The following is a 25,335-nucleotide window of genomic DNA, read 5'->3' as shown; positions in this document are numbered from 1 at the left end:
TATCAGCCGTTCTTAAACACCCCCTTAGACCGAGGTCCCTCAATGAAGCGCTTTATTGCCGGTGTCGGCGTGGTGTCCTGCGGCGCCGTCGTCGTCGCCCTTGCAGTAGCCGCGCCCGCGTCGGCCGATCCTGCTCCGACCCTTCCGTCCGCATTCGTGACCGAGGTCGTCGACGGCGACTCTGTTCGCGTCGTCGACGTGACCCGCGGTGCGATCACCGTGCGAATCGCAGGAGCTGACGCTCCCGAGCTGAACGAATGCTACGGACCCCAGTCGCGGGACTTCACGCGATCCGCACTCGAGCGGCAGCTCGTCGCCGTGATCGTCGATCCGTCACTCGGCGGTGCCGACGCCTCTGGAGAGCTTCCCGCCTACATAGTTCGCGTGGACGGGTGGAATCACAACGTGGAAGCCACCCGCGCCGGCGCCGCAAGGGCGAGCGGAGAGGTGTCGCGCTCCGCGGAAATTCGAGATGCCGAGAACGGCGCTCGCCAGGTCGGTGCAGGCTTGTGGTCGGCGAACTGCGGTACCCCGGCACCGCAACCCCGTCCGCAGGCAGCACCTCAGCCGAGCGGCGTCTACTACGAGAATTGCGACGATGCTCGAGCACGTGGCGCAGCACCCGTGCTGCGCGGTCAGCCCGGCTACCGCGCCGGGCTCGATCGCGACAACGACGGTGTCGGCTGCGAGCCGACGCGATGACACTGGACAGGACGAGACGGCCTTCGAGGCGTCGTCACGCGGCAGTGCTTGCGTTCACGGCGATTTCGGCACTGATGATCACGGCGTGCGGCAGCGAAAGCGACTCCGGAACCACCACCACGGTCGAAACATCGACAGAGACGGTCACCGTTGAGGCGACAGCGTCACGCGTACCGGCCACTACTTCAGCGGTGGCGGAACCTCCCGCAGTGGTCACGTCTGCTCCAGCTCCCGCACCTGTGGCAGCGCCGGCATCCATGCCGGCGGTGGTCTGCATGAACTTGCAGGACGCTCAAGATCTGATCCAAGCCGCCGGGGTCTTCTACTCCAGAAGCGACGATGCGACCGGCGCCGGCAGGAATCAGGTCCTCGACGCGAACTGGTCGGTGGTGGCACAAAGCCCGGAGCCGGGCGCACTGGTCACCGAGGGGGAAGCGGTGTTGTCGGTGGTGAAGCTCGGCGAACCGGGCGACTGTTCCTGACGGAACCCACCGCCGCGCGCACCGCCCGTCGCTCCGCGCACTCCACACCCTGCGCGCTCCACCGCGCGCTGCGCCCGGCAACCGCGCACCGGCCGCTTGGCAACCGCGGAGCGCAACGGCAACGACCGAGCCGGCACCCCCACACGACAACGGCGCCGCACCCGTCATGGGTGCGGCGCCGTCGTGAGGGTCAGCGACCGTTCGACCGCCTGGACGACTCCTCGAAGTCCCCCTCGATCACCTCGAAGGTGCGCGTGTCGGACTGTGCCCGGCGCGACGCTTCCCTCATCTCGATGCCGTCGGTGACGAGGTCACCGATCTCGCGGGTGACGTCGCGGACTGCCGTGGCGATGATGACCGCGATGCGTCCGACGTGGGTCGCCGCGGACTCGGTCAGTTCCTGCACGGTGTCCTTGTTGCGTTCGAACTTGCCGACCATGGCACTACCTCTCAGGCTGCAGCTTTTTCGCGCTCGATGATCACACCGGTCACCTTGTCCACACCGGTGAACCGGTCGGGAAGGGCGAGTCGGAAGATCTTGCCCCACACAGTACCGATCTGATGGAAGAAGCCACCAGTGTTGTACGGAAGGCCGTACTCCTCACAGAGCGCCTTGACCTCGGGTGCGATCTGCGGGTAGCGGTGCGCGGGCAGGTCGGGGAAGAGGTGGTGCTCGATCTGGTGCGAGAGGTTGCCGGACATGATGTGGAACAGGTCCCCACCCTCGATGTTCGCGGAGCCGAGCATCTGACGCACGTACCACTGGCCGCGGGTCTCCTGCGCGGTCTCCTCGACGGTGAACGTCTGCACGCCCGTCGGGAAGTGGCCGCAGAAGATGATCGAGTATGCCCACACGTTGCGGACGATGTTGGCGGTGAAGTTGCCCACCAGCGTCGGGACGAACATCGGCCCGGTCAGCGCGGGGAAGACGATGTAGTCCTTGAGGACCTGTCGTCCGGCCTTCTTCCACCAGCCCTCGAGCAGGGGCTTGACGTCGTGCCACTTGCGCTTGCCCTGGATGACGTTCTCGGCCTCCAGGTCGTGCATCATGACGCCCCACTCGAAGAAGGTCATGAGCAGGAACGCGTAGATCGGGTTGCCCAGGTAGTACGGGTTCCACTTCTGCGCGCTGTCCATCCGCAGGATGCCGTAACCGATGTCGCGGTCCATGTCGAGGATGTTGGTGTACGTGTGGTGCATGTAGTTGTGCGAGTGGCGCCACTGGTCACCGGGGCAGGTGTTGTCCCACTCGAAGACCTTGGAGTTCAGGCCCGGCTCACGCATCCAGTCGTACTGGCCGTGCATGACGTTGTGACCGATCTCCATGTTGTCGAGGATCTTCGACAGGCTCAGGGCGCTGACGGCGGCGATCCAGGCCGGCGGGAAGAAGCCGAAGTACATCAGTCCGCGACCGGCGACCTCGAGTCCGCGCTGCGCCTTGATGATCTTGAAGATGTAGTCGCGGTCCTCCTGACCCAGATCCGCGACGGTGCGGGCGCGCAGGTCGTCGAGCTTGCGTCCGAGTTCCTCCACGGCTTCGTAGCTCAGGACGACAGGTCCGTCGGTTCCCGGCTCGTCCATCACGTCGACGCCGGACGTCGCGGTGTCGGGCGCCGAGCTGGAACCGATGAACGGGAGAAAGGACAGTGAGAGTCCGAACATGGTGACCTCCTCTTCGAGTATGTGGATGGGTCAGACGTCGATGTCGACGTCGCCCACGGGGACGGAGATGCAGAGCTGGATTTCGTTGTCCGGATCGGAGTCGAGCTCACCGGTCTTGACGTTGCGGGTGCATCCCGACTTCTTGATTGCCGTGCAGGTGAAGCAGATTCCCATCCTGCAGCCGAATTCCGGTGTCAGCCCGGCATTCTCGGCCTGCTCCAGGAGGGTGGCGCCGTCGTTCTCCGCCTCGACGGACGAACCCGAGAACGACACGGTTCCCGAGGCATCCCCGTCGACGACCGGAACTGCGGTGACGAACTCCTCCGAGAACAACGACTCGGAGAGTCCGAGTTCGTCGAACACCGACCTGACACCCTTCATCAACCCGGGCGGCCCGCACAGGAACGTCTGCGCCGAGGCGTGCCAGGGTGCTGCGACGTTCAGATGCTCGGTGTCGAAGAATCCGTGCAGATGACCACCGTTCTGCTGATCGGTGTACGCGTACAGAACGTCCACATTGTCGTTCTCGGCCGCGATGCGGTCGAGTTCGGCGCGGTAGCAGACGTCGTTCTCCGTGTAGGCGTAGTGCAGGAACGCCACGCGTCCGGTGTACCCCTCGTGCACCAGCGTGCGCAGCATCGACATCACCGGGGTGATGCCGCTTCCACCACTGATCAGCAGAACGTGGTCCGGCCGCGGGCTCGGGAGCTCGAAGGTGCCCGTGGCCGGCGCGAGATTGACCACGAGACCGGGCTTCGCCGAGGCGACCAGGTAATTGGACACGATGCCGTCGGGCTGAGCCTTGACGGTGAGCTCGATCGTGTCGTCGTCGGTTCCGGCGGTACCTGCCGGGGAGTAGCAACGCGTGTGCCGGACGCCGTCGACCACGACACCGATCTGCACGAAGTGGCCGGCGGAGAACCCCTTCCACTGCCACGTGGGGCGCAGCGTCAGCGTGACGGTGTCGGCAGTCTGGTGACGGACGGCCACCACCTCGGCGCGCATGTCGTCGACAGTCATCATGGGGTCGACGAGTTCGAGGTACCGATCGACCGCGTGCGGCGTCGTCAGCGTCTCGAGCAACCGGGGCCGCAACCTGGACAGCAGCGAACTGCGACGGCCGCGCGCTGTGGGTGTGGTGGCGATGCTCAAGTCGTCCTCCTCGAATGACGGGCCGGTGACCGGATCACTTCTCCAGTGCACACTCGTTCACTGGAACCGAGTGTGACAGCCCGTACCGGCAACTTTCAAGGCCAATGTGACGACGGACACGTACCGTGAGCAGCAGTGACCCGCCAGGCTCTCGCGCGGCGGAAGTGCACACCCATACACCGATGTCGGTTAATGTCGAGGAATGTCCGAGAATTCCGTAGGTTCCACGACGGCCAGCAGGGCCGAACGCAAGGAACGCACCCGGCGGGCACTCGTGGACGGAACGCTGGACGCCATCGCGGACCGCAGTTTCTCCAGCGTGAGCCTGCGGGAGGTCACGCGCGCGGCAGGAATCGTACCGACAGCCTTCTACCGCCACTTCGCGTCGATGGAGGACCTCGGAGTCGCGGTCGTCGAGGACAGCATGCGCGTCCTTCGCAAGATCCTGCGCGACGTCCGTCGTCACCCGTCCGCGGACAACGCGCGCGAGTCGCTCGAACTGCTGGTGGGCGAGATCCGCGAACACGACGTCCAGTTCCGCTTCCTCATCCGCGAGCGGTCCGGCGGGGTGGTGGAGGTCCGGCGCGCGATCGAGACCGAACTGCGAATGATCGTGCACGAGCTCACTCAGGACCTGTCCCGGATCTCCGCCCTGTCGTCGTGGCCCGGCGATGATCTCGAGATGGTCGCCGACCTCATCGTCAACACGATGCTGGCGACGGTGGTGGACCTGGTCGAGGTGACGCCCGCCGGCGCGGCCGAACGCGACATCGTCGAACGCGCGCTGTCCCAGCTGCGCGTGATCATGCTGGGAATGGGCCAGTGGCAGCCTCGGAACGTCCGCGGCGCACGGACGTCGGCAGCCGCCCTCGGAGCGTGAGGACCCGATAGCCTTTCCCCATGCAGATCTCAGTCGGTGACCTGACCTTCGACGCGGACCGCTACGGAACCCCCGGCGACCGCCCGGCCCTTCTCCTGCACGGTTTTCCCGAGACGTCCGCGAGTTGGCGCGACGTGGCGATCCGCATGGCGGACGCGGGCCGCGACGTCGTCGTGCCGAACCAGCGCGGGTACTCCCCCGGTGCCCGTCCGATCGGTACCGACGCTTACCGCATCGATCTGCTGGTCGCCGACGTCATCGGAATGCTCGACGAACTGGGCTTCGCGGCAGTCGATCTCGTCGGGCACGACTGGGGGTCGATCGTCGCCTGGTACGTCGCGGCGCTGCATCCGGATCGCGTGCGCACCCTCACCGCAGTGTCCGTCCCGCACCCGGCCGCCTTCGGGTGGGCGATCCGCGAAGACGAGGACCAGAAGAAGCGCAGCGAGTACATGACTCTCTTCCGTCAGCCCGGCAAGGCGGAGGATCTGCTGCTCGAGGACGACGCCCGCCGGTTGATCGCCATGTTCTCCGGTGCCGCCGATCCGACGATCGTCGCGCAGCATCTTCCGGTGGTCGGCCGACGTGACACGCTCACCGCCGCGCTGGAGTGGTACCGCGCCATGACGCGCGACTTCGCGGATCTCCCGTCCGTCGAGGTGCCGACCACCTACGTGTGGGGTAACCAGGACACGGCGGTCGGCCGCGCCGCCGCCGAGCGTTGCGCCCAGCACGTCACCGGCCCGTACGAGTTCGTCGAGTTGAGTGTCAGCCACTGGGTGCCCGAGGACGATCCGGACCGTCTGGCGGACGAGATCCTCGCGCGTTAGCGCGTGACCGGTTGTCGCAGAATCGTTCTCAGCTTGTCGGCCACCACACGCCGTGGGTCGCCGAGATAGATCTCGTGATGACGTCCTGTCATTCGGAGCGAGTGCGCCGGGACGACGACGTCGTGCATGTGCGCGAGCACCGGCGCCTCGTCCTCGTAGGACCCGACGTGCAGCGTCTGCACGCACAGCCCCTCGTCGAGACGTATCAGGCGCACGTCGCCTGTCCGCGGGCCCGCCTTCTGTTCGCGGACGGCCTCCAGATGCTCGGCCGTGATCCAGTCGGGGGTCATGATCATCGCGGTCCATCGCCATCGCGACGGGTCCCGCTCGCGGGTGAACGACGCCCAGTCGTCCGCCCACCACAGCGCTTCGAGCGGCATCACCACGTGGTCTCTGCCGAGTTCACGCTTGCCGAGGAACTTCAGGCCGTACGCGAGCGGATACAGAGACGACACCGCGTCGGTCCAGGCGGTCGTGTTCGGATCACCGTCCCCGTCGATCGTGAGGTACTGCAGGGGCGGCACCTCGACCACGTCGAACACCCCGAGTCGAGCGCTGTACGTCGCGATCTCCTTCTTGTGGTCGACCTTCACGCCGCCGCGTCCCTCCCCCGATCACCCTCGGGTGCCGCGACGCGGAGAAGGGCCAGTAGCCCGGCCGCCAGCACCAGCACGATGCCGATGATGCCGGCCCGATCCGCGTCGAAGAGGAAGACGAAGAGTCCGAAGAGGCTCGGAGCGAGGAACGAGACCGCGCGTCCCGTCGTGGCGTAGAGGCCGAACATCTGGCCTTCCCGGCCGGGCGGGACTATGCGGGTCAGGAAGGTGCGCGACGCCGACTGTGCGGGTCCGACGAACAGGCACAGGATCAGTCCGAAGATCCAGAACATCAGGGGACCCGAGACGGCGAGCAGGACCAGCCCGGCGACGATCATCGACACGAGCGAGACGACGATGACGAGCTTGGGCCCCAGCACGTCGTCGACACGCCCCGCGACGACGGCGCCGAGTGCGGCGACGACGTTGGCGGCGACCCCGAAGAGCAGCACGTCGGCACTGGAGATGCCGTACACGGTGACGGCCAACACCGCTCCGAAGGTGAAGACCCCGGCCAGACCGTCACGGAACAGAGCGCTCGCGACGAGGAACCACACGGTGCGGCGGTCGGTGCGCCACAGCTCGGACACATCGCGCCACAGCACGCGGTACGACTCGAGGTAGCCGGCTCGCGCGGCCGCCGCCTCGGGGTCGGTGACGGGGAGTTCGGGAACCGCGAAGAGCACGGGAAGCGAGAACACGAGGAACCACACCGCCGCGAGCAGCGCCACGAGCCGGATGTTGAGGCCGTCCTCGGTGGTGATGCCCAGCAGGCCCCGCTCGTCGCCGTCGCCGGCGATGAACCCGAAGTAGCACATAAGCAGCAGGACGATGCCGCCGAAATAGCCCATCGCCCAGCCGAATCCGGACACCCGACCCAGATTGTCGGGCGTCGAGACCTGACGCAGCATCGCGGTGTAGGGCACCTGCGCCACCTCGAAGAGCACCGAGGCGACGGACAGCAGGATCAGGCCCAGCCACAGGTAGTGGTAGTCGTCCTTCACGAAGAACAGTGCCGCCATGCACACGACGGTCGCGGTCGACAGTACGAAGAGGAGCCGTTTGCGGCGACCTCTGGCATCGCTGCGCTGACCGGAGACGGGAGCCAGGACCGCGACCAGAACTCCGGCGATGCCGAGCGACCACCCCAACCACGACGTGGCGGACACTCCGCCGGGCAGATCGGCACCCACCGAGTCGGTCAGGTACACCGAGAACACGAACGTGAGGATCACGGCCTGGAAGGCGGCGCCGCCCCAGTCCCAGAAACCCCACGCCAGCACCTGCTTCTTCGTCACGACACCGGGCGCGCCCACGACCACCATGTCTCGCAGCATAGGGTGCCGAGATGACCGACTTCCCTGTTCTGCTGTCGCCGATCACGGTCGGTCGTACGACGTTGCCCAACCGGGTGATGATGGGTTCGATCCACACTGGACTCGAGGATCGGGCGAAGGACGTCGAGAAGCTCGCCGCGTACTTCGCCGAGCGCGCCCGAGGTGGTGTGGGACTCGTCGTCACCGGGGGCTACTCCCCCAATCGCACCGGCTGGCTGCTGCCGTTCGCGGCCAAGTTGACCAACCGTCTCGAGGCCCGTCGCCACCGACGCGTGACCGATGCCGTGCACCGCGAGGGTGGTCGGATCGTGCTGCAGATCCTGCACGCGGGCCGCTACTCCTACCATCCGCTCTCGGTGAGTGCGTCGGGTGGAAAGTCGCCGATCACCCCGTTCCGCGCCCGCGGCCTCACCGATCGGGGCGTGGAACGGCAGATCAGCCACTACGTCCGGTGCGCGCGCCTGGCGCAGCGCGCAGGCTACGACGGCGTCGAGATCATGGGCGGCGAGGGCTACTTCCTCAACCAGTTCCTCGCACCGAGGACGAACCGTCGCACCGATCGATGGGGCGGGTCCGCCGAGAACCGGCGCCGCCTTCCGGTGGAGATCGTGCGTCGCATCAGAGCAGCGGTCGGACCGGACTTCCTGCTCTCGTTCCGGATCTCGCTGGCCGATCTGGTCGAGAACGGTCAGACGTGGGAGGAGATCGTGGCACTCGCCACCGAACTCGAAGGAGCCGGGATCGATCTGTTCGACTCCGACTTCGGCTGGCACGAGTCGCGCGTGCCCACCATCGTGACGTCCGTACCGAGGGCCGCGTTCATCGACTTCACCCGCCGCCTCACCGAGGTGGTGACGGTGCCGGTGGCGGCGGCGAACCGGATCAACATGCCGGAGGTCGCCGAACGCCTGCTCGCCGACGGCAGCGCGCACCTGGTGTCGCTGGCCCGCCCGATGCTGGCGGATCCCGACTGGCTGCTCAAGGCGAGGAACGGCCGACGGGACGAGATCAACACGTGCATCGCCTGCAACCAGGCCTGTCTCGACCACGTCTTCGTCCACCGCAAGGCGTCCTGCCTGCTCAATCCGCGGGCCGGGCGGGAGACCGAACTCGTGCTGTCCCCGACTCGCTCCGCGAGAACGGTCGCCGTCGTCGGCGCCGGCCCGGCGGGACTCGCCACCGCGGTCGCACTGGGGCAGCGTGGTCATCGCGTCACCCTCTTCGAGGCGCGCGACGAGATCGGCGGCCAGTTCGCGATCGCGCAGCGCATCCCCGGCAAGGAGGAGTTCGCCGAGACGGTCCGCTACTTCACCCACGCACTCGCCGCAGCGACGGTCGACGTTCGGCTCGGCACGACGGCCGGCGCCGCGGACCTCGTGCACTTCGATCGCGTCGTCCTGGCCACGGGTGTGGTGCCGCGCATCCCGTCCATTCCCGGCATCGATCACCCCAGCGTCGTCACGTACGCCGAGGCGGTGCTCGGCCACCGCGACGTCGGCAGGCGCGTGGCCGTCATCGGGGCCGGCGGCATCGGTGTCGACGTCTGCGAGTTCCTCACCACGGAACACTCCTCGACTCTGGACACCGCGGAGTGGCGTCGGGAATGGGGAGTCACCGACGATCCGGCGGCCGCGGGTGCCGTGGCCACCGCCGTCGCTCCCCCCGCGGCTCGCGAGGTGTACCTGCTGCAGCGGACGGCGGGACGGATCGGGACGCGACTCGGCAAGACCAGCGGCTGGGTGCATCGCGCTGCCCTGCGAAGCAGGAACGTGACGCAGTTGTCGGGGGTGCGGTACGACCGGATCGACGACGACGGACTTCACATCACCGTCGACGGACGGACACGCGCACTGGAGGTCGACACGATCGTCGTGTGCGCCGGTCAGGAGTCGGTGCGCGATCTTCTGGACGATCTCACAGCTGCGGGAACAGTAGTCGACGTCATCGGCGGCGCCGACGTGGCGGCGGAGGTGGACGCGAAGCGGGCGATCGAACAAGGGACCCGCCTCGCGGCCGCCCTCTGACGTCGCGTGCTCCGCAGCGTCACGCTAGCCTCGGTGACCGTGAGCCTCCCCGCACCCACCGCAGAGTCCCGTGCCGTCGTCACCGGAGCGTCGTCCGGCATCGGAGAAGCACTCGCCACCGAACTCGCCGCCCGTGGTCATTCGCTGATCGTCGTCGCCCGTCGAGGCGAGTTGCTCGAGGCGCTGGCGGCGAAGCTGACCGCCGAGCACGGCGTCACCGTCGAGGTCCGCGTGAACGATCTGTCTGATCCCGTTCAACGCCAGACCCTGGCGGACGAACTGGCCGGCCGCGACATCTCGGTGCTCTGCAACAACGCCGGCATTGCCACCTTCGGTCCGGTGTCGGCGCTGGATCCCGCCTACGAGCGCGCCCAGGTGCAGCTCAATGCTGTTGCGGTGCACGATCTCACGCTGGCGGTCCTGCCCGGCATGATCGAGCGCGGCGCCGGCGGCATCCTCGTCACCGGCTCGGCCGCGGGCAACATGGCCATCCCCAACAATGCGACCTACGCCGCCACCAAGGCGTTCGTGAACACGTTCTCCGAGTCGTTGCGATCGGAGCTCGCCGGCACCGGCGTGCACTGCACGCTCCTCGCACCCGGCCCGGTCCGCACCGAGACGCCCGATCCCGCGGACGCCTCCATCGTCGACAAGCTGGTGCCGGACTTCCTGTGGATCGACAGCGCGTACACGGCACGGCTGTCTCTCGACGGGCTCGCGAAGAACAAGATGCGCATCGTTCCCGGAATCCTCAGCAAGGGCATGTCCGTTGCGGGCCAGTACAGTCCGCGCTCGATCAGCGCTCCGATCATCGGCAGCTTCTACAAGAAGCTCGGCGGTTCCTGACCTTCTACCTCCGACGGCGGCGTCCGGTCCCGAAGATGCTCCGTGAGATCTCGCGACCGGCCGCACTGGCTGCCGACCGCAGGAAGCTCTTCACGGCGGGGTTGGCCATGATGCGTTCTGCGGCCGACGGCCCTTCCGGCTCCGGCGCGGGCAGCGGCGGCAGGTCGTAGGTCTGCGGCAGCGGCGGGAACTCCGGCTGCTGCGGCGTCGGTTCGGGGGCCATCCGTGCGTTCAGCAACTCGTACGCGGACTCGCCGTCGACGGTGGTGCCGTACGTCGCGTACAACGGACTGGCGGTCGCGGCGGCCGTGATCGCGTCCGTTCCGATGGTGTCCATCAGCGACTGCGGCGGACGAATCCTGGTCCAGGCCACGGGAGTCGGCGCGCCCCGCTCGGACAGCACCGTGACGATCGCCTCGCCGGTCCCGAGGGTGGTGAGTGCCTCCTCCAGGTCGTAGTCCGCACTCTTGGGATAGGTCCGTACCGTCTTGGTCAGCGCCTTCTGGTCGTCCGGGGTGAAGGCGCGCAGCGCGTGCTGCACCCGCGCGCCGAGCTGGGAGAGCACCGGCCCGGGAACGTCCGACGGCAGCTGCGTGCAGAAGAAGATGCCGACACCCTTGGAGCGGATCAGTTTCACGGTCTGCTCGACCTGCTGGAGGAAGGCCTTCGACGCGTCGGCGAAGAGCAGATGTGCCTCGTCGAACACGAACACCAGCTTCGGTGCGTCGAGGTCCCCCTCCTCCGGCAGGGTCTGGAAGAGATCGGCCAGCACCCACATCAGGAACGTGGAGAACATGACGGGACGCGCTGCGAGAGCGCCGAGTTCGAAGAGGGTGACGATGCCGCGTCCGTCCGGTGCGGTGCGGATCAGGTCCTCCGTCCGCATCTCCGGCTCACCGAAGAACGTGTCGCCGCCGTCGGCCTCCAGGTTCACCAGTGCCCGCAGGATGACACCGGCGGTGGACGACGAGACGCCGCCGATGCCCTTCAGGTCGGCCTTGCCCTCGTCGCTCGTGAGGTGCGTGATGACGGCACGCAGATCCTTCAGGTCGAGCAGCGCGAGCCCCTGCGTGTCCGCCCAGTGGAAGATCAGTCCGAGGGTCGACTCCTGAGTCGCGTTGAGCTGCAACACCTTGCTGAGCAGGATCGGGCCGAACGCCGTGATGGTCGCGCGTACCGGCACCGCGCCACCCTCGGTACCGAGGGAGAGGAACTCGACCGGGAATCCCGTGGGCGCCCACCCGTCCGCGCCGGTCTCGCCGGCCCGGCCGCGCAGGCCGTCCGAGTCCGCGCCCGGAGCGGACAGTCCCGAGAGGTCGCCCTTGACGTCGGCCAGCACCACCGGAACACCGGCCGCGGAGAGCTGTTCGGCGATCACCTGCACGGTCTTCGTCTTGCCGGTTCCCGTGGCGCCGGCCACGAGGCCGTGACGGTTCACCATTTTCAGCGGTAACCGGACCCGTGCGGTCGGATCCGCGACGCCGTCCAGCACCACACTGCCGAGTTCGATGGCGGGACCTTCCGTGGCGTACCCCGCTGCGATCGCGGCCGCGCGGCCACCCTCCGTCGGTTGCGTCATCGTCACTCGTGCTCCCGTTCTCGTGTCGCCGGCGGTACGGGCTGAACTCTATCGCCGGTACCGACACGTGCGGGTCTACTGTGGCAGCGGTACCGATGGACACGACGGATACCGAGGATGTGCGTGAACGACAAACTGGTCTGGATCGACTGCGAGATGACGGGCCTCGAGCTGGGCTCGGACAAGCTCATCGAGATCGCGGCCCTGGTCACCGACAGCGACCTCAACGTTCTCGGCGACGGCGTGGACATCGTGATCCACTGCGACGACGACGCACTGGCCTCGATGCCGGACGTGGTCACCGAGATGCACGCCAAGTCGGGGCTCACCGAGGAGGTCCGTGCGTCGACGGTCACGATGGAGCAGGCGCAGGAGAAGGTGCTCGAGTACATCCGGCAGCACGTTCCCGCCGGCACCGCGCCGCTCGCCGGCAACTCGATCGGCACCGACCGCGGCTTCATCGCGCGGGACATGCCGGAACTGAACGACTACCTGCACTACCGGATGATCGACGTCAGCTCCATCAAGGAGTTGTGCCGCCGGTGGTACCCACGCATCTACTTCGGTCAGCCTCCCAAGGGCCTCGCGCACCGGGCACTCGCGGACATCGAGGAGTCGATCCGGGAGCTCAAGTACTACCGGCAGACGGCCTTCGTGGCGGCTCCGGGACCGACCACCGAGGAGATCGGCGCTGTCGTGACGACGCTGACCGGTGGCGACGCGTGACACAGGGAACCGATTGGCTTCCCGCGTATCGGTCACGCTAGTATCGAACGCGCTGCATCGCCGCAGGGTGTGCAGCAATGGTGGGCGTAGTTCAGTTGGTAGAGCACCAGGTTGTGATCCTGGCTGTCGCGGGTTCGAGTCCCGTCGTCCACCCCGAACACGAAGGCCCCCGACTCGCGAGTCGGGGGCCTTCGTCGTGCGTGGGGCTCAGCGGGGCAGCGAGTCGAGGTCTGTCCGCATGAGGATGACGTTGTAGGACGAGTACTGCGACGCCGTGAAGTACAGCGAGTCACCGGCCGACCTCGGGTGGATGTAGGGCGCGTAGAGGCCACCGCCCGGGTAGTTGCCGATGTCGTTGTTCACCACCAGCGCGGTGGGAGCGCTCCACGGCCCCTCGGGCGCCGACGCGGTCCGCGCCATGATGCGGCCCTCGACGTCGTTGCCGTACAGCATGATGTAGCGATCGAGATACGCATTCCACGCGACGGACATCTCCCCGACCGGCTGGCCGACCACAGGAGCGGCGGCGGCCAGGTCGGAGGACCAGGACCCACCGTTCCAGTACTCGTACCGGGTGAGGTCCAGCATCGCGTCGGGTGCGACGCGGGCCAGGTAGGCCGCACCGAGACGGCCGTTCGGTGTCCCGTAGTGGTACACGAACCCGTCCTGGCCGCGGACGAACGCCGCCTGCTGGAAGCGGGCGTCCAACTGCTCCGTACCGGGGACGGTCACGCCGCTGTTGAACCGGATCGTGCCGGGCTCGGGGAACCACGTCTGCCCGTTGTCGCGCGACGTCGCGATTCCCGCGTAGTTCGTCGACCACACCGAGCCGCTCCACTCGCGGACCGACATGAAGTGCAGATACTGCACGCCGTTCACGGCGATCGCCGACGTGGGAACGATCGTGTACTCGAGAGGTGAGAGCCCGAGAGCCGAGAGCAGTTGGGTGGCGAATCGCGGATCGTTCCCGGCCACCACCGCACCGGAGTTCACGTCACCGGGCACACCGTCGGCGAACGTGATGCCGTCCGACAGGTCGGTGTCGTTGCTGCGCAACAGAACATTGTGCCGCCACTGCCCGCCCGGGACCGCGCAGTTCCCGAAGGTGTCGCCGAACGCCATGAGGGTCTGACCGGCTCCGTTGTCCCAACTGATGCCGAGATCGGTCCCCGAGATTCCGAAACGATCGAACGTCCGGTTCACACTCTCCTGACCGGTCACCCACCCCACGGTGGACGTCGACGGCCCGTTGTAGGCGGGCACCGGACCCTGCCGTCCCGCAGGTGGCTGACCGGGAAAACCTGTTCCGTCGATCCCGGTACCGGGCAGTCCTCCACACGGTTCGGCCGCCGCCACGGGCGCGAGCACCAGGCTCACTCCCCCCACCAGTGCCAGTGCCAGCGCAGCCGCCATCGCCCGTTGTCGTCGCATACAGAACATCCCCCACAGTCGCGCCACACGCGGCAGTAACCCGCCCCCGAACGCAAGGTACCAGTCCGGACACGGTCCGATCTCCGCACGGGGACGGCCCCACCGCCGAATTACACGTATGTGTTTTCGCAGGTAGGCCGGCACAACCGAATTACGTTGGTGTAATTGAGCATTCGTGTTACCGAGCGATACTGCTGTCCCGTAGAGTGACCCGTGGCGCTCTTGGGGAAGGTGCGCCGTGTGTTACTCGTGTTGTTCGCTCGACGGACGTGAATGCCAAGGGAAGGGCATTCGACTTCGCCGAGCGGTGCGCCGTGGGCGACTGCTCGTCCGGTACCGGTCGGTGAGACCGGTACGGGACAGAGGGACGTCGACGGCCGTACCGCCGTGGACAGCGCAGCAGCGACGGGACTCCTCCCCCGGGTCGGCGCCGACCGAATGGCGACGCCCGTGGGCGCATACGGAGGTAGCTCGTGCACCGAACATCACACTCGAACACCGCATCACAGGACACCGTGGACGCATCGCCGTCACCGGTGCGCCGCCGTGGTCGCTGGGGATCCGCCGCCATGGTGGGCGTCGCGGCCACCGGAGCTCTGCTCTTCGCCGGGACACCCACGGCCGCAGCAGCACCCGCGCTTCCGCCGCTCCCCGCTCTGCCCGCGTTCCAGATTCCCGGTGTTCCGCTGAGCGCCAAGCAGCAGGCGGCGATCCTCGCCGCCGTCTTCGACGCGACGGGCGTGCTGGTGCAGGAGGTCGCGGGGCTCGTTCTCGGCGACATCACCCTCACCCCGGTGACTCCCGACGCCGCGCCGGACGCCACGTCGCCCTTCCAGGCGGCCCCGCTGGGCGTCGGCGGATCACGACTCCCCTTGACGCCCGGCACCTTCGAGGTCACGTCCGGTTACGGCGGGCGCAACAACCCGACCGGCGGCGGACGGCAGAACCACGAGGGCATCGACCTCGGAGCCGCGCAGGGCACCACGATCTACGCGGTCACCGGCGGCACCGTCACGCAGGCCGGTGACGCGGGCGACGGGTACGGCAACCTGGTGAAGATCCAGAAGGGCGACACGGAGGTCCTCTACGGACACCAGAGTCGCATCGATGTCGCCGTGGGTGACACCATCGCTCCCGGTCAGGCCATCGGCGCGGTCGGCAGTACCGGCGACTCCAACGGCCCGCACCTGCACTTCGAGGTGCGACGCGGCGGCGAGGCCGTGGACCCGGTCGGTTACCTCACCGCTCTGGGCCTGAAGGTCTAGCGGCTCAGACGGACTGGGCGTTGCCGGCTTTCCACTCGTCCCACGGGATGTTCCAGTCGCCCAGTCCGTCGGTACCCGACAGCGTTCCACCCACGGTGTTCTTCACGACGGTGATGTCACCACGCTTGGTGTTGTCGTAGACCCACTTCGCGTTCGACGGGCTCAGGTTCAGGCAACCGTGGCTGACGTTCGAATAGCCCTGCGATCCGACGGACCACGGCGCCGAGTGGAAGAAGATGCCGCTGTAGGACATTCGCGTCGCCCAGTCGACCGGAGTGCGGTAGCCCTGCGCGGAGTCCACGGCGACGCCGTAGGTCGACGAGTCCATAACCATGGACGCGAACTTGTCACCGATGATGTAGACCCCGTTGTCGGTGGGCGAGCTGTCCTTGCCCATCGACGTCGGCATGGTCTTGACGTCGACTCCGTTGACGGAGAACGTCACCTGCTTGGTGGCGTCGTCCGCGGTGGCGATGACGGCGTCACCGATCGAGAAGGACGACGACGCGTTCTCCTGGCCGAAGAGTCCCTCGCCGAGGTCGCGACCGAAGACGTCCACCGTCACGGTGACGCGGGTGCCGGGAGCCCAGTAGTTCTGCGGGCGCCACCGCACCTCTTTCTGGTTGACCCAGTAGAAGGCACCCTCGACCGGCGGGTCCGTCACGACGGTGATCGCGTTCTGCGCGGCGATCTTGTCGGGGATCGGCTCGTCGAACTGCACGGCGACCGGTTGGCCGATGCCCACGATCTCGTTCTCGGACGGCAGCAGGTACGGCTTGGTGACGTTGTCCGGCGAACTGGTGGTGAAGGACGAGACGGACGACGCCTCACCGCCCAGACCGTAGGCCCGCGTACGCAGCGTGTAGGTGCCGTTGTAGTCGAGCACCTCGCTGTTCGTCCAGGACGACCGATCCTCGGACAGTGCTCCGGGGACAGGGGTGCCGGCGTCGTCGGTGAGCGTCACCTCGGACAGGGTGCCGTCCGCCACGGTCACCGCGACCGGAGCACTCGGGGAGAATCCGACGGACGCGTCGGGCGCCGGCAACGACACCTTCGGCTTCATGAGCTCCGACAGCGGGTTGGAGTCGATCGGCGCGGGAGCCGCCGTCGGTGTCTGACCCGACCCCGCCGTGCACCCGGCCGCGGAGAGTGCGAGCACCGTCATCGCGGCCACCAGAGTCGAGCGCCCACGACGGGTCCTACCCCACGACATCGTCATTCTCTCGACTCCACTCACCTGCGCCCGAACCATCAGCTATCACGCACATGATGCCATCCACCTGGGATTTCTCACCACTCCGGAGCTGGGGAACACGGTCACGGTCGAGTACCGATCGAGCATCGACCCGGCTCCTCACCAGCGGTCCGGAGCCTCTGCCAGCGGGAATGCGGACCGGGCGTCCCGTTTCGATGATCGCGGGTGCTGTTGGTGTGCGTCACAAGCGACCCCGGACAGCACGATGCCGCCGAGCGTGAACTCGGCGGCGTCGAGGACGGAGTCGGCCGTGCGCCTCTCGGCAGAAGGCCGCTCGTAGCGGCGAAAGGGGTGGTACCCGGGGCATGGATCCGACTCCGTCGAGCTGTGCAACGCCGACACCCCCGAGTCTGTTCCCGGCCGCTAGCATCACGTGGATGCGCGCCCTCGGTCCCACGTCGTCCGCATCTGCGCCGCGCCCCGTCTCGTTCCGGCGTGCGACCCGATGAGTGATCTGCGTGTCCGAGACGCCGCCGCCCTGGTCGGTGTCAGCGACGACACCGTCCGCCGGTGGATCGAGAGTGGTGTCGTCGGGACGTCGAAGGACTCGGCCGGACGCACCGTCGTGAACGGCGCCTCGCTCGCGGCGCACGCTCGGGCCCGCGCCGCCGCACCGCCGGATCCGAGCGGCACGGTCAGCTCCGCGCGCAACCGTCTGGCCGGACTCGTCACCTCGGTGGTCGTCGACACGGTGATGGCCGAGGTACAGATGCAGTGCGGCGCGTTCACCGTGACGTCGCTGATGAGCGCAGAATCGGTGCGGACACTCGGACTGGAACCCGGCAGCGTCGCCGTCGCGGTGGTCAAGGCGACCACCGTCATCGTCGAGACACCGTGATCTCCGTCCTCGCGGGCGGGACGCGCGGCCACCGCGACGCGGTGCGTCCGCCCGCCTGGATCCTCGTGCCGGCCAGCCTCGGCACGGCGCTCGTCGTGCTCCCTCTCGTGGCGATGCTGCTCTCGGTCGACGTGGCTCGCTTCGTTCCGCTCGTCACCTCGGAATCGTCCCGGGCCGCGCTGCTGCTCAGCCTGCGCACGGCGGCCGCCAGCACTGTCCTCTGCATCCTGCTGGGGGTGCCGATGGCCCTGGTCCTCGCGCGGTCGACCGGGCGGATCGTCGCCGTCGTGCGCGCACTCGTCCTGCTCCCCCTCGTCCTGCCCCCGGTGGTGGGTGGGCTCGCCCTGCTCTACGCGTTCGGCAGGCAGGGACTGCTGGGTGAACACCTGCGGGCGTGGGGCATCGACATCGCCTTCACCACCACCGCGGTGGTCCTCGCGCAGACGTTCGTCGCCCTCCCCTTCCTCGTGATCAGTCTCGAGGGCGCACTGCGCACGGCGGGCACGCGGTACGAGGTCGTCGCCGCGACCCTCGGAGCCTCACCCGGCACCGTCCTGCTGCGGGTCACCCTTCCCCTGGTCCTGCCCGGGCTGGCGTCGGGTGCGGTGCTCTCCTTCGCCCGCGCGCTCGGCGAGTTCGGCGCCACCCTCACGTTCGCCGGGTCGCTCCAGGGCGTCACCCGCACCCTCCCGCTCGAGATCTACCTCCAGCGCGAGACGGATCCCGATGCGGCGGTGGCCCTCTCGCTGGTCCTTATCGTCGTCGCGATCGTCATCGTGATCCTCACTCGCAGTCGGCGTCCGGCAGGCGTGCTGTGACACCCACCGACACTTCGGTCGTCCTCGACGTCCGTCACCGAGCACGCGGCGCCGACCTCACGCTCACGGTGCCGTCGGGCGGTGTGGTGGCGATCCTCGGGCCCAACGGTGCCGGGAAGTCGACGCTGCTGTCGATGGTGGCCGGACTCGTCCGGCCCGACGACGGCGTGGTCCGCATCGGAGCGCGCACCCTCACCGACAGCGCGCAGCGCATCGACGTCCCGCCGCATCGCCGACGGGTGGCTCTCCTCGCCCAGGACGCGCTGCTGTTCCCACACCTGTCCGCGCTGGCGAACGTCGCCTTCGCGCCCCGCTCACGAGGTGCCGGACGAGCCGAGTCCGAGCGACTCGCGCGCCGATGGCTCGAGGCCGTCGACGCGGCAGACCTCGCCGATCGGCGGCCGCGCGCACTGTCCGGCGGACAGGCCCAACGCGTCGCCCTCGCCCGCGCACTCGCGGCGGACCCCGACGTGCTCCTGCTCGACGAGCCGTTCGCGGCGCTCGACGCCGAGTCCGCACCGGCCATGCGCCGCGTGCTCCGCGAGGTGCTCGCCGAGACCTCGCGTACCACCCTGCTGGTGACCCACGACCGGGTCGACGCCCTGACGCTCGCCGGTGAGGTGGCCGTCGTCGACGCCGGACGAGTGGTCGAACACGGCACCGTCCGCGACGTTCTGACGGCTCCGCGTACCCGGTTCGCGGCCGCCCTCGTCGGAGTGAACTCGATCGAGGGCACCATCACCGCTCCGGACACGCTCACGACCGCGTCGGGTGTCGCCGTGCAGGGCCGCGCCCCGGATCCTCTCGACGCGGGCTCATCGGCGGTGGCCCTGCTGCACCCCACCGCCGTCTCCGTCTTCGTCGACCCACCGCGGGGCAGCCCCCGCAACGTGCTGCCCGTGCAGATCGGCCACGTGGAGTCCACCGGATCGTCGGTCCGCATCACGTCCACCGCGGCCGCGGGTCTGCCCGCGCTGCACGCCGACGTCACCGTCGCGGCGGCCACCGAACTCGACCTCGTGCCCGGCCGTCGCGTCCACTTCGTCGTCAAGGCCGGCGAGGTGGCACTGCACGCCGCGGCTCCCGGCGCGCCCACACCGCGGTGACCGGTGGGTCGCCCCGGCCGCGGCGACTGCTCGACGCGGCAGCGGATCTGTTCGGCGCCCGCGGCTACGCGGCCGTCGGCATCGACGACGTCGCGGCGGCCGCGGGCGTCTCGGGGCCGTCGGTGTATCGGTGGTTCGACTCGAAGTACGACCTGCTCCGCACGCTGCATCTGACCGCGGTCGAACGCCTCGAACGGCGCATCGCTCGGGAGGGCGCTCCCGCCGATCACCACGCGCTCGCTCTCGGCGCCCTCACCGTGCGCCGCTCGCTCGGCACGCTGCGCCGCGACCGCCCGCATCTGCACGACCCCGACATCGGTTCGGTGACCACGGTTCTCGATGCCGTCACCGCGGCAGCACGTCGTGCCGATCCGATCCTTCGGCCCTCTCGCGACTCCGACGTCACGACTCGGGCGGTGCTGTCCACCCTCTCCAGCATCGGGACGCACCGCCTCGCCGTCCCCGCCGCCGCGGTGCTCGAGGTTCTCGACTCCGCGTGCGCCGCGGTCCTCTCGGCGGACCTGCCGGACGCCGTCGACGATCCGGAACTCCCGCACGGCGTCCCGCCCGTCGGGCGACGGGACGCACTCCTGCGCTCGGCCGCGGCGCTGTTCGACGAGAGCGAGCCCGCCAACGTGACGATGGCGGCCATCGCCTCCTCGGTGGGCATCGCGGCGTCGAGCACCTACCGCTGGTTCGGCGGCAAGACCGTGGTGCTGGACGAGGTGTGCCTCGGCGCCGCGCGCCGGGCGGCAGACGAGACGGCGCGTGTGCTCGCCCGGTCGGACACGCCGCACCAGGCGCTGGCCGGGCTGGCGCGGCGGCGCGTGGCCCTCGCGACGCGGGCGCCGGCACTGCGGGTACTCCGGCGCCACGGCCTCTCGACCGGTCCGGCGACGGCACGCGAACTCACCGTGATGGCTCGCCAGGAGCGCGGAGAGTGGGTGCACCTCCTCGCGTCGACGATGCCGGGACGCTCGCGGGCACAGTCGTCGGTTCTCGTCGAAGCAGCGTTCACCGTGGTGAACGACCTGTCACGGCACGTCGACGAGCGTCGGCTCGCCGCGGTGATCACCGCGATGCTGGGTGTGGACGACGGCGGGCCCCGATCACCACATCGGTGATCGGGGCCCGCGTCGGATCTGCCGTGCCGCGACCGGCTACTGAGCCTGCAGCAGCGTGAACGACCTGTCTCGTACCAGCAGTGACGTCGGGTCCTCGCCCACCTGCTGCTCGGGGTCGCTCGAGATCGTGAGTGACCACGTCTCGTCGGGCAGGGTGAACTCGACCGGGGTGTCGGAGGCGTTCATCAGCCACAGGAACACGGTGTCCTCGGCCGACGACTTGAACAGCACGGCGATCGACTTGTTCGATCCGGTGGTCCAGTCGTCGTCACCCATCGCGACGCCGTCCGCGCGCTGGAAGTCGATCGTGTCGGGTCGACCGCCGCTCGTGTCGGTGGTGGTGTCGTCCTCGCCGTGGCGGAACCACACCGGACGCAGCGCCGGATGCTCGCGGCGGAGTGTGATCAGCGCCGTGGTGAACTCGACGAGTGCGTCGTCGGCGACCGCCCAGTCGAACCACGAGATCTCGTTGTCCTGGCAGTAGGCGTTGTTGTTTCCGCCCTGCGAGCGCGCGAGTTCGTCGCCTCCCAGAAGCATCGGAACGCCGGCCGAGAGAAGCAGCGTGCCGAGGAAGTTGCGGCGCTGGCGATCGCGCAGCGCGTTGACGTCCGCATCGTCCGTCGGCCCCTCCGCGCCGCATCCCCACGACCGGTTGTCGGACTCGCCGTCCTGGCTGTCCTCGCCGTTCTCCTCGTTGTGCTTCTCGTCGTACATCGTGAGGTCGGCGAGAGTGAAGCCGTCGTGCGCGGTGATGAAGTTGACACTCGCGAGGGTGGGCCGGCGATCGTTCTCGTAGACGTCGGGGCTACCCGAGATACGTTGCGCCAGAGCGGGAAGGCTACCCTCCTCGCCGCGCCAGAAGTCGCGGACGTCGTCGCGGAACTTACCGTTCCACTCCGACCACCGCGCCGGGAAGCCGCCGACCTGATAGCCGGCGGTGTCCCACGGCTCGGCGATCAGCTTCACCGGGGCGAGCACCGGATCCTGATGCACCATGTCGAGGAACGCGCTGTGTCGGTCGAGGTCCTCGTCCTGACGGGTCAGGGTGCTCGCGAGGTCGAAGCGGAAGCCGTCGACGTGCATCTCGGTGACCCAGTAGCGCAACGAGTCCATGATGAGGGCGAGTGCGGCGGGATGGCCGACGTTCAGGCTGTTGCCCGTTCCCGTCGTGTCGTAGTACGAGCTGTGGTCCTCGGGGACCAGCCGGTAGTAGGACGCGTTGTCGATTCCCTTGAGGGACAGGGTGGGTCCGAGGTGATTGCCCTCGGCGGTGTGGTTGTAGACCACGTCGAGGATCACCTCGAGGCCGGCCGCGTGCAGCGCCTTGACCATCGACTTGAACTCGGTGACCTGCCCACCCGTGTCGCCCGCACTGCTGTACTCGTTGTGCGGCGCGAGGAAGCCGATCGAGTTGTATCCCCAGTAGTTCCGGCGACCCTCCTCGAGCAGGTGCGAGTCCTGGACGAACTGATGCGTGGGCAGCAGTTCGACGGCGGTGATGCCCAGCCGTGTCAGGTGCTCGATGGCGGACGGATGCGCGAGACCCGCGTAGGTCCCGCGGACGGCCTCGTCCACGTTCTCGTCGAGCTGGGTGAAGCCCTTGACGTGCACCTCGTAGACGACGGACTCGGACAACGGGATTCGCGGCGCGGCGTCGTCTCCCCAGTCGAACGAGTCGTCGACGACCACGGACCGCGGCATGAAGGGCGCGGAATCGGCGTCGTTGCGGGTCTCGGGCTCGTCGTGATGGTGGGAGAACACCGCTTCGTCCCATTCCACGGACCCCGCAACGGCTTTCGCGTAGGGGTCGAGGAGGAGCTTGGCGGCGTTGTGGCGCAACCCGGCGGCCGGATCCCACGGGCCGTCGACCCGGAATCCGTATCGCGTTCCGACGGACATGTTCTCGACGATGCCGTGGAACACGTGGCCGGTGTACTCGGGCAGTGTCGTCGACGACAGTTCGGTACCGTTCTCGTCGTACGTGACGACGGTCACCGACTCGGCCGTCTCGGTGTAGACCGCGACGTTCGCGCTCCCGTCGGGTCGAAGACTGACACCCGCGGGGTAGGGGGTGGAAGGCTGTCGTGTCACTGATGGCACCAGTTCTCTGTCGTAGGTCCAGCTCGTGGAGGGACCGGAAGTCACCCACGGAAGTCGTGCGGGTCCCAGCGTTCTTACCCGCGCACCGCCCGGACGAAACGGTGCAGGTTGAGCGCACGGGCCACCGGGTAGACATGCCCCATGACGGGCGTCCGCACGACTCGACGCATCGTGCGTGAACGAACGGCCGTCGCGGCGGGAATGCGACGTCGGCTGGCGGCGCGCGACACGGCCCTGGTGGCGGCGGGCATCACGTTCTACGGCGGCATCGCCGTCGTGCCGATGTTGCTGTTGGGTCTGCGCCTCACCACGCTGCTGCTGGGTGAGGAGACCGTCGTCGGGTACGGAGACGCCATCGCCGGACTGCTGCCGGGCGCAGCGGGCGCCCCGGGTGCGGTGCGGACCCTGTTCGACGCCGGGACCCACCTCGGGTGGCTGGGCGGCCTGGTCGCGATCCTGCCCGCCACCTTCTACGGCGAGGGCATGCGACGGGCCCTGCTCGTCTACGAGCCCGTGCGCGAATCGTTCGTCGGCTGGCGCGGTCGCGCGTCGGCGCTCCCGGTCCTGATCGTCACGCCGCTGCTCACCATCCCCGTTCTCGTGGTGGGCAACGCACTCGCCTCGGTGAACGGCGGCATCGGCGCGGGAGCGTTCCGCGTCTGGCTCGGATTCGTCACCGTCTGGCTGGTGCTCGCCGTACCCATCGGATGGACGTACCGGGTGGTCGCGCCGACCACCCTCTCACGTACGGCCGTCGCGATCGGTGCCCTGACCACCGCGTCCTTCGTCTCGGGATTCCTGCAGGGCTACGTGCTGTTCCTCGCGATACCCATCGACTGGTCGGGCCCGTTCGGCGGCCTCGAACCCGTCGGAGCGGCCGTCGCCACGGTGCTGTGGCTGTTCCTGCTGCACATCATCGTGCTGATCGGCTGGGTGTTCACTCGCGAGTGCGACCGGGTCGCGGAGCGGGAAGCGCACTCAGAGCGTGATGGATCGACACGCTGATCTGACTGAAGCCGACGACGGCGAGGATCAGGGACACGGCGGCGCCGATGGTGCCGAACAGCGGACCGGTGTCCACCACCGAGGCTCCCAGGAGAGTCACCACGACGGCGATCACGCGGGACGGGCGCTCCCACACCGTCACGACTCCGATCGACGCCATCCCCGCGGACACCGCGCGTGCCCGCGCCGTCTCGTGCAACAGGGTGAGCAGCGCGACCGCGACCACCAGGGGTGCGGGCGCTCCCAGCACGAGGAGAACCGCGAAGACGAGCATGTCCGAGAGTCGATCGGCCACCGAGTCGGCAACGTAGCCGAATGCCGTCGATCGACCGCGGAGCAGTGCGACGGCGCCGTCGAGGCTGTCCACCAGCGCCGACAGGACGAGAAGCAGTGCCGCCGCGCCGGCGCCCCACGGACCGGAACCCGCGACGGCGAGAGCGAGGACAGCGAACAGAACCCCCACAGCGGTGACCGCGGTGGGGGCGACGCGCGCCCGAGCGAGCGGACGGGCCAGAACGTACGTGATGGTCAGCCAGCCGTGCACCAGTGCCGACGAGTGCACGTCGTACCCGCCGTGCAGCTCGGACCACGCACGGAAGTACTGCGTGCGAGTTCTCGGCACGGTGACGACGGGTTCCGACGCATCGGAACCCGTCACGTGATCGTGGTCAGTGACCACCGGGATCGGTGAGGGACTTGCCCTCGGCCGCCTTGACGCGCTTGCGCTCGAGCAGGACCACGGCGAGGCCGGCGAGCAGGAGAACCGGGCAGGCGATGCCGGCGACCAGCACCCATCCCTCGAAGCCGCCGCCCGCTGCGGTCAGGCCCAGTCCGAGCGCGACGAAGCCCAGCGCCATCAGGAAGTAGCCCGGCCATGCGCGGCTGTCGGTGATGGCCTCACCGGCGTGCGCACGCGTGGTGCGTGCGAAATCCTGCGGCTGCTCGTTCTCGTTCTGCGCGACCACGACTTGTCCTTTCGTCGATACATCCGTGCATGCCCGTCGAACCGCCGGGGGAAACCCGGTCGGTGGGCGCTCACAGAGGGCATTCGGAACCACCTACCCCCGCGACGGCTCGTACGGAGTGACGAGGGCGACGTCGGGCGCTAGGGTGAGCGCGTCAACAGACCATGCGGTTCGCGAATCGGGACGTGAACCGCTCTACGTGAGGACGCGCCCGTGCCCTATCTCGGCCTGATCGTCGCCGTGCTCTGGATCTTCTGCCTCATCGACGTCATCACGGCCGACGAGGGTGGCATCCGTCACCTCCCGAAGACGGTCTGGCTCCTGCTCGTCGTGTTCCTTCCTCTCGCCGGGTCCGTGGCCTGGCTCGTGGCGGGCCGGCCCGTCGGCGGCGGCATCTGGGGCGGTCCCGACGCGGGACGCCGACCGAGCGCGACCCGTTTCGCCGAGTACGACGTCCGTCCCGGCCGCGCGGTCGCGACGAACTCCGAGTCCGACGAGGAGTTCCTGCGTCGGTGCCGGGAACGCGCTCAGCAGCAGCGCGACGCCGCCCGTCGCACCAGGAATCCCGAGCACGACTGACGCGTACGCGTCGTCCCGACCGGTCGGCCACGT

At 68.4% G+C, this 25,335-nt stretch carries 26 protein-coding genes and 1 tRNA gene; 15 read left to right on the top strand and 12 right to left on the bottom strand.

What is annotated here, in order from left to right:
* Positions 1–42: 42 nt before the first annotated feature.
* Positions 43–702, top strand: a complete 660-nt coding sequence (locus HQ306_RS07325) for an excalibur calcium-binding domain-containing protein (RefSeq protein WP_222630150.1) — start codon at positions 43–45, stop codon at positions 700–702.
* Between the two features lie 34 nt (positions 703–736).
* Here the strand turns inward: HQ306_RS07325 and HQ306_RS07320 are convergent, their stop codons facing one another.
* Positions 737–919: a hypothetical protein gene (locus HQ306_RS07320; protein ID WP_222630147.1), complete on the bottom strand. Its 183-nt coding sequence runs from the start codon at positions 917–919 to the stop codon at positions 737–739.
* Between the two features lie 40 nt (positions 920–959).
* Between HQ306_RS07320 and HQ306_RS07315 the strand changes: the two genes are divergently transcribed.
* Complete coding sequence (locus HQ306_RS07315; RefSeq protein ID WP_222630145.1) at positions 960–1,184, top strand: PASTA domain-containing protein; 225 nt, start codon at positions 960–962, stop codon at positions 1,182–1,184.
* A gap of 190 nt (positions 1,185–1,374) precedes the next feature.
* Here the strand turns inward: HQ306_RS07315 and HQ306_RS07310 are convergent, their stop codons facing one another.
* The 3 genes from HQ306_RS07310 to HQ306_RS07300 are packed head-to-tail and all read right to left on the bottom strand — an operon-like array spanning position 1,375 to position 3,998.
* The gene (locus HQ306_RS07310) at positions 1,375–1,623 is read right to left on the bottom strand and encodes a hypothetical protein (RefSeq protein ID WP_027505620.1); all 249 of its coding nucleotides are present in this window, start codon (positions 1,621–1,623) and stop codon (positions 1,375–1,377) included.
* Positions 1,624–1,634: 11 nt separating this feature from the next.
* Positions 1,635–2,846 (bottom strand): acyl-CoA desaturase, encoded by a 1,212-nt coding sequence (locus HQ306_RS07305; RefSeq protein WP_027505619.1) that lies wholly within the window; start codon positions 2,844–2,846, stop codon positions 1,635–1,637.
* Positions 2,847–2,876: 30 nt separating this feature from the next.
* Complete coding sequence (locus HQ306_RS07300) at positions 2,877–3,998, bottom strand: ferredoxin reductase (protein WP_222630142.1); 1,122 nt, start codon at positions 3,996–3,998, stop codon at positions 2,877–2,879.
* A gap of 202 nt (positions 3,999–4,200) precedes the next feature.
* Here HQ306_RS07300 and HQ306_RS07295 point away from each other — a divergent pair, with 202 nt between their 5' ends.
* Both HQ306_RS07295 and HQ306_RS07290 read left to right on the top strand, forming a co-directional pair.
* The gene (locus HQ306_RS07295; protein WP_222630139.1) at positions 4,201–4,878 is read left to right on the top strand and encodes a TetR family transcriptional regulator; all 678 of its coding nucleotides are present in this window, start codon (positions 4,201–4,203) and stop codon (positions 4,876–4,878) included.
* A 20-nt stretch (positions 4,879–4,898) separates the two neighbouring features.
* Positions 4,899–5,708 (top strand): alpha/beta fold hydrolase, encoded by an 810-nt coding sequence (locus tag HQ306_RS07290; protein ID WP_222630136.1) that lies wholly within the window; start codon positions 4,899–4,901, stop codon positions 5,706–5,708.
* Here HQ306_RS07290 and HQ306_RS07285 read toward each other — a convergent pair.
* Both HQ306_RS07285 and HQ306_RS07280 read right to left on the bottom strand, forming a co-directional pair.
* Positions 5,705–6,301, bottom strand: coding sequence for a GyrI-like domain-containing protein (locus HQ306_RS07285; protein WP_222630133.1), 597 nt, complete (start codon positions 6,299–6,301; stop codon positions 5,705–5,707). The two genes, HQ306_RS07290 and HQ306_RS07285, sit on opposite strands and share 4 nt — an antisense overlap.
* Positions 6,298–7,629 carry an MFS transporter gene (locus HQ306_RS07280; RefSeq protein ID WP_235578968.1) on the bottom strand — a complete coding sequence of 444 codons (1,332 nt, stop codon included), beginning with the start codon at positions 7,627–7,629 and terminating at the stop codon, positions 6,298–6,300. Before HQ306_RS07280 ends, HQ306_RS07285 begins: the two co-directional genes overlap by 4 nt.
* Before the next feature lie 23 nt (positions 7,630–7,652).
* Here HQ306_RS07280 and HQ306_RS07275 point away from each other — a divergent pair, with 23 nt between their 5' ends.
* Positions 7,653–9,665 carry an NADPH-dependent 2,4-dienoyl-CoA reductase gene (locus tag HQ306_RS07275; protein WP_222630103.1) on the top strand — a complete coding sequence of 671 codons (2,013 nt, stop codon included), beginning with the start codon at positions 7,653–7,655 and terminating at the stop codon, positions 9,663–9,665.
* A 39-nt stretch (positions 9,666–9,704) separates the two neighbouring features.
* Positions 9,705–10,511 carry a mycolate reductase gene (cmrA, locus tag HQ306_RS07270; protein ID WP_222630100.1) on the top strand — a complete coding sequence of 269 codons (807 nt, stop codon included), beginning with the start codon at positions 9,705–9,707 and terminating at the stop codon, positions 10,509–10,511.
* A 4-nt stretch (positions 10,512–10,515) separates the two neighbouring features.
* On the opposite strand, the gene HQ306_RS07265 is transcribed toward cmrA, so the two are convergent.
* On the bottom strand, positions 10,516–12,090 hold the full coding sequence (locus HQ306_RS07265) for a helicase HerA-like domain-containing protein (RefSeq protein ID WP_222630097.1): 1,575 nt from the start codon (positions 12,088–12,090) through the stop codon (positions 10,516–10,518).
* Between the two features lie 123 nt (positions 12,091–12,213).
* On the opposite strand from HQ306_RS07265, the gene orn reads away from it, so the two are divergent.
* Both orn and HQ306_RS07255 read left to right on the top strand, forming a co-directional pair.
* On the top strand, positions 12,214–12,816 hold the full coding sequence (gene orn / locus HQ306_RS07260) for an oligoribonuclease (RefSeq protein ID WP_222630093.1): 603 nt from the start codon (positions 12,214–12,216) through the stop codon (positions 12,814–12,816).
* 80 nt (positions 12,817–12,896) lie between these two features.
* A tRNA-His gene (locus tag HQ306_RS07255) sits at positions 12,897–12,969 on the top strand.
* Positions 12,970–13,023: 54 nt separating this feature from the next.
* On the opposite strand, the gene HQ306_RS07250 is transcribed toward HQ306_RS07255, so the two are convergent.
* Positions 13,024–14,247: a DUF4185 domain-containing protein gene (locus HQ306_RS07250; protein ID WP_261769330.1), complete on the bottom strand. Its 1,224-nt coding sequence runs from the start codon at positions 14,245–14,247 to the stop codon at positions 13,024–13,026.
* A gap of 515 nt (positions 14,248–14,762) precedes the next feature.
* On the opposite strand from HQ306_RS07250, the gene HQ306_RS07245 reads away from it, so the two are divergent.
* The gene (locus HQ306_RS07245) at positions 14,763–15,512 is read left to right on the top strand and encodes a M23 family metallopeptidase (RefSeq protein ID WP_231476309.1); all 750 of its coding nucleotides are present in this window, start codon (positions 14,763–14,765) and stop codon (positions 15,510–15,512) included.
* A 4-nt stretch (positions 15,513–15,516) separates the two neighbouring features.
* Here HQ306_RS07245 and HQ306_RS07240 read toward each other — a convergent pair whose 3' ends face one another.
* Entirely contained in the window at positions 15,517–16,731 is a 1,215-nt protein-coding gene (locus HQ306_RS07240; protein WP_261769329.1) for an Ig-like domain-containing protein, read from the bottom strand.
* A 481-nt stretch (positions 16,732–17,212) separates the two neighbouring features.
* Here HQ306_RS07240 and HQ306_RS07235 point away from each other — a divergent pair, with 481 nt between their 5' ends.
* Genes HQ306_RS07235 through HQ306_RS07220 form a run of 4 tightly spaced genes read left to right on the top strand, consistent with a single transcriptional unit; the run spans position 17,213 to position 20,653 of the window.
* A complete protein-coding gene (locus HQ306_RS07235; protein ID WP_222630091.1) occupies positions 17,213–17,605 on the top strand; it encodes a molybdopterin-binding protein in 393 nt (130 codons plus the stop codon).
* On the top strand, positions 17,605–18,423 hold the full coding sequence (locus tag HQ306_RS07230) for an ABC transporter permease (protein WP_231476328.1): 819 nt from the start codon (positions 17,605–17,607) through the stop codon (positions 18,421–18,423). The genes HQ306_RS07235 and HQ306_RS07230 overlap by 1 nt, the downstream gene beginning before the upstream one ends.
* A complete protein-coding gene (locus tag HQ306_RS07225; RefSeq protein WP_082544551.1) occupies positions 18,420–19,529 on the top strand; it encodes a sulfate/molybdate ABC transporter ATP-binding protein in 1,110 nt (369 codons plus the stop codon). Before HQ306_RS07230 ends, HQ306_RS07225 begins: the two co-directional genes overlap by 4 nt.
* Positions 19,526–20,653 carry a TetR/AcrR family transcriptional regulator gene (locus HQ306_RS07220; RefSeq protein WP_222630088.1) on the top strand — a complete coding sequence of 376 codons (1,128 nt, stop codon included), beginning with the start codon at positions 19,526–19,528 and terminating at the stop codon, positions 20,651–20,653. The genes HQ306_RS07225 and HQ306_RS07220 overlap by 4 nt, the downstream gene beginning before the upstream one ends.
* Positions 20,654–20,689: 36 nt before the next feature.
* Here the strand turns inward: HQ306_RS07220 and glgX are convergent, their stop codons facing one another.
* Positions 20,690–22,744, bottom strand: coding sequence for a glycogen debranching protein GlgX (gene glgX, locus HQ306_RS07215; protein WP_222630085.1), 2,055 nt, complete (start codon positions 22,742–22,744; stop codon positions 20,690–20,692).
* Between the two features lie 150 nt (positions 22,745–22,894).
* On the opposite strand from glgX, the gene HQ306_RS07210 reads away from it, so the two are divergent.
* Complete coding sequence (locus HQ306_RS07210) at positions 22,895–23,758, top strand: YhjD/YihY/BrkB family envelope integrity protein (protein WP_222630082.1); 864 nt, start codon at positions 22,895–22,897, stop codon at positions 23,756–23,758.
* Here HQ306_RS07210 and HQ306_RS07205 read toward each other — a convergent pair.
* Positions 23,691–24,416 (bottom strand): CDP-alcohol phosphatidyltransferase family protein, encoded by a 726-nt coding sequence (locus tag HQ306_RS07205; RefSeq protein ID WP_222630079.1) that lies wholly within the window; start codon positions 24,414–24,416, stop codon positions 23,691–23,693. The two genes, HQ306_RS07210 and HQ306_RS07205, sit on opposite strands and share 68 nt — an antisense overlap.
* 10 nt (positions 24,417–24,426) lie before the next feature.
* The gene (locus HQ306_RS07200; protein WP_027505601.1) at positions 24,427–24,723 is read right to left on the bottom strand and encodes a hypothetical protein; all 297 of its coding nucleotides are present in this window, start codon (positions 24,721–24,723) and stop codon (positions 24,427–24,429) included.
* A gap of 213 nt (positions 24,724–24,936) precedes the next feature.
* On the opposite strand from HQ306_RS07200, the gene HQ306_RS07195 reads away from it, so the two are divergent.
* Complete coding sequence (locus tag HQ306_RS07195) at positions 24,937–25,302, top strand: PLD nuclease N-terminal domain-containing protein (protein ID WP_222630076.1); 366 nt, start codon at positions 24,937–24,939, stop codon at positions 25,300–25,302.
* Positions 25,303–25,335 lie beyond the last annotated feature (33 nt).

Origin of the sequence: Rhodococcus sp. BP-160, from assembly GCF_019836205.1 — a bacterium.
Lineage (GTDB): Bacteria > Actinomycetota > Actinomycetes > Mycobacteriales > Mycobacteriaceae > Rhodococcoides.
This window is presented reverse-complemented; position numbering and strand designations above follow the sequence as displayed.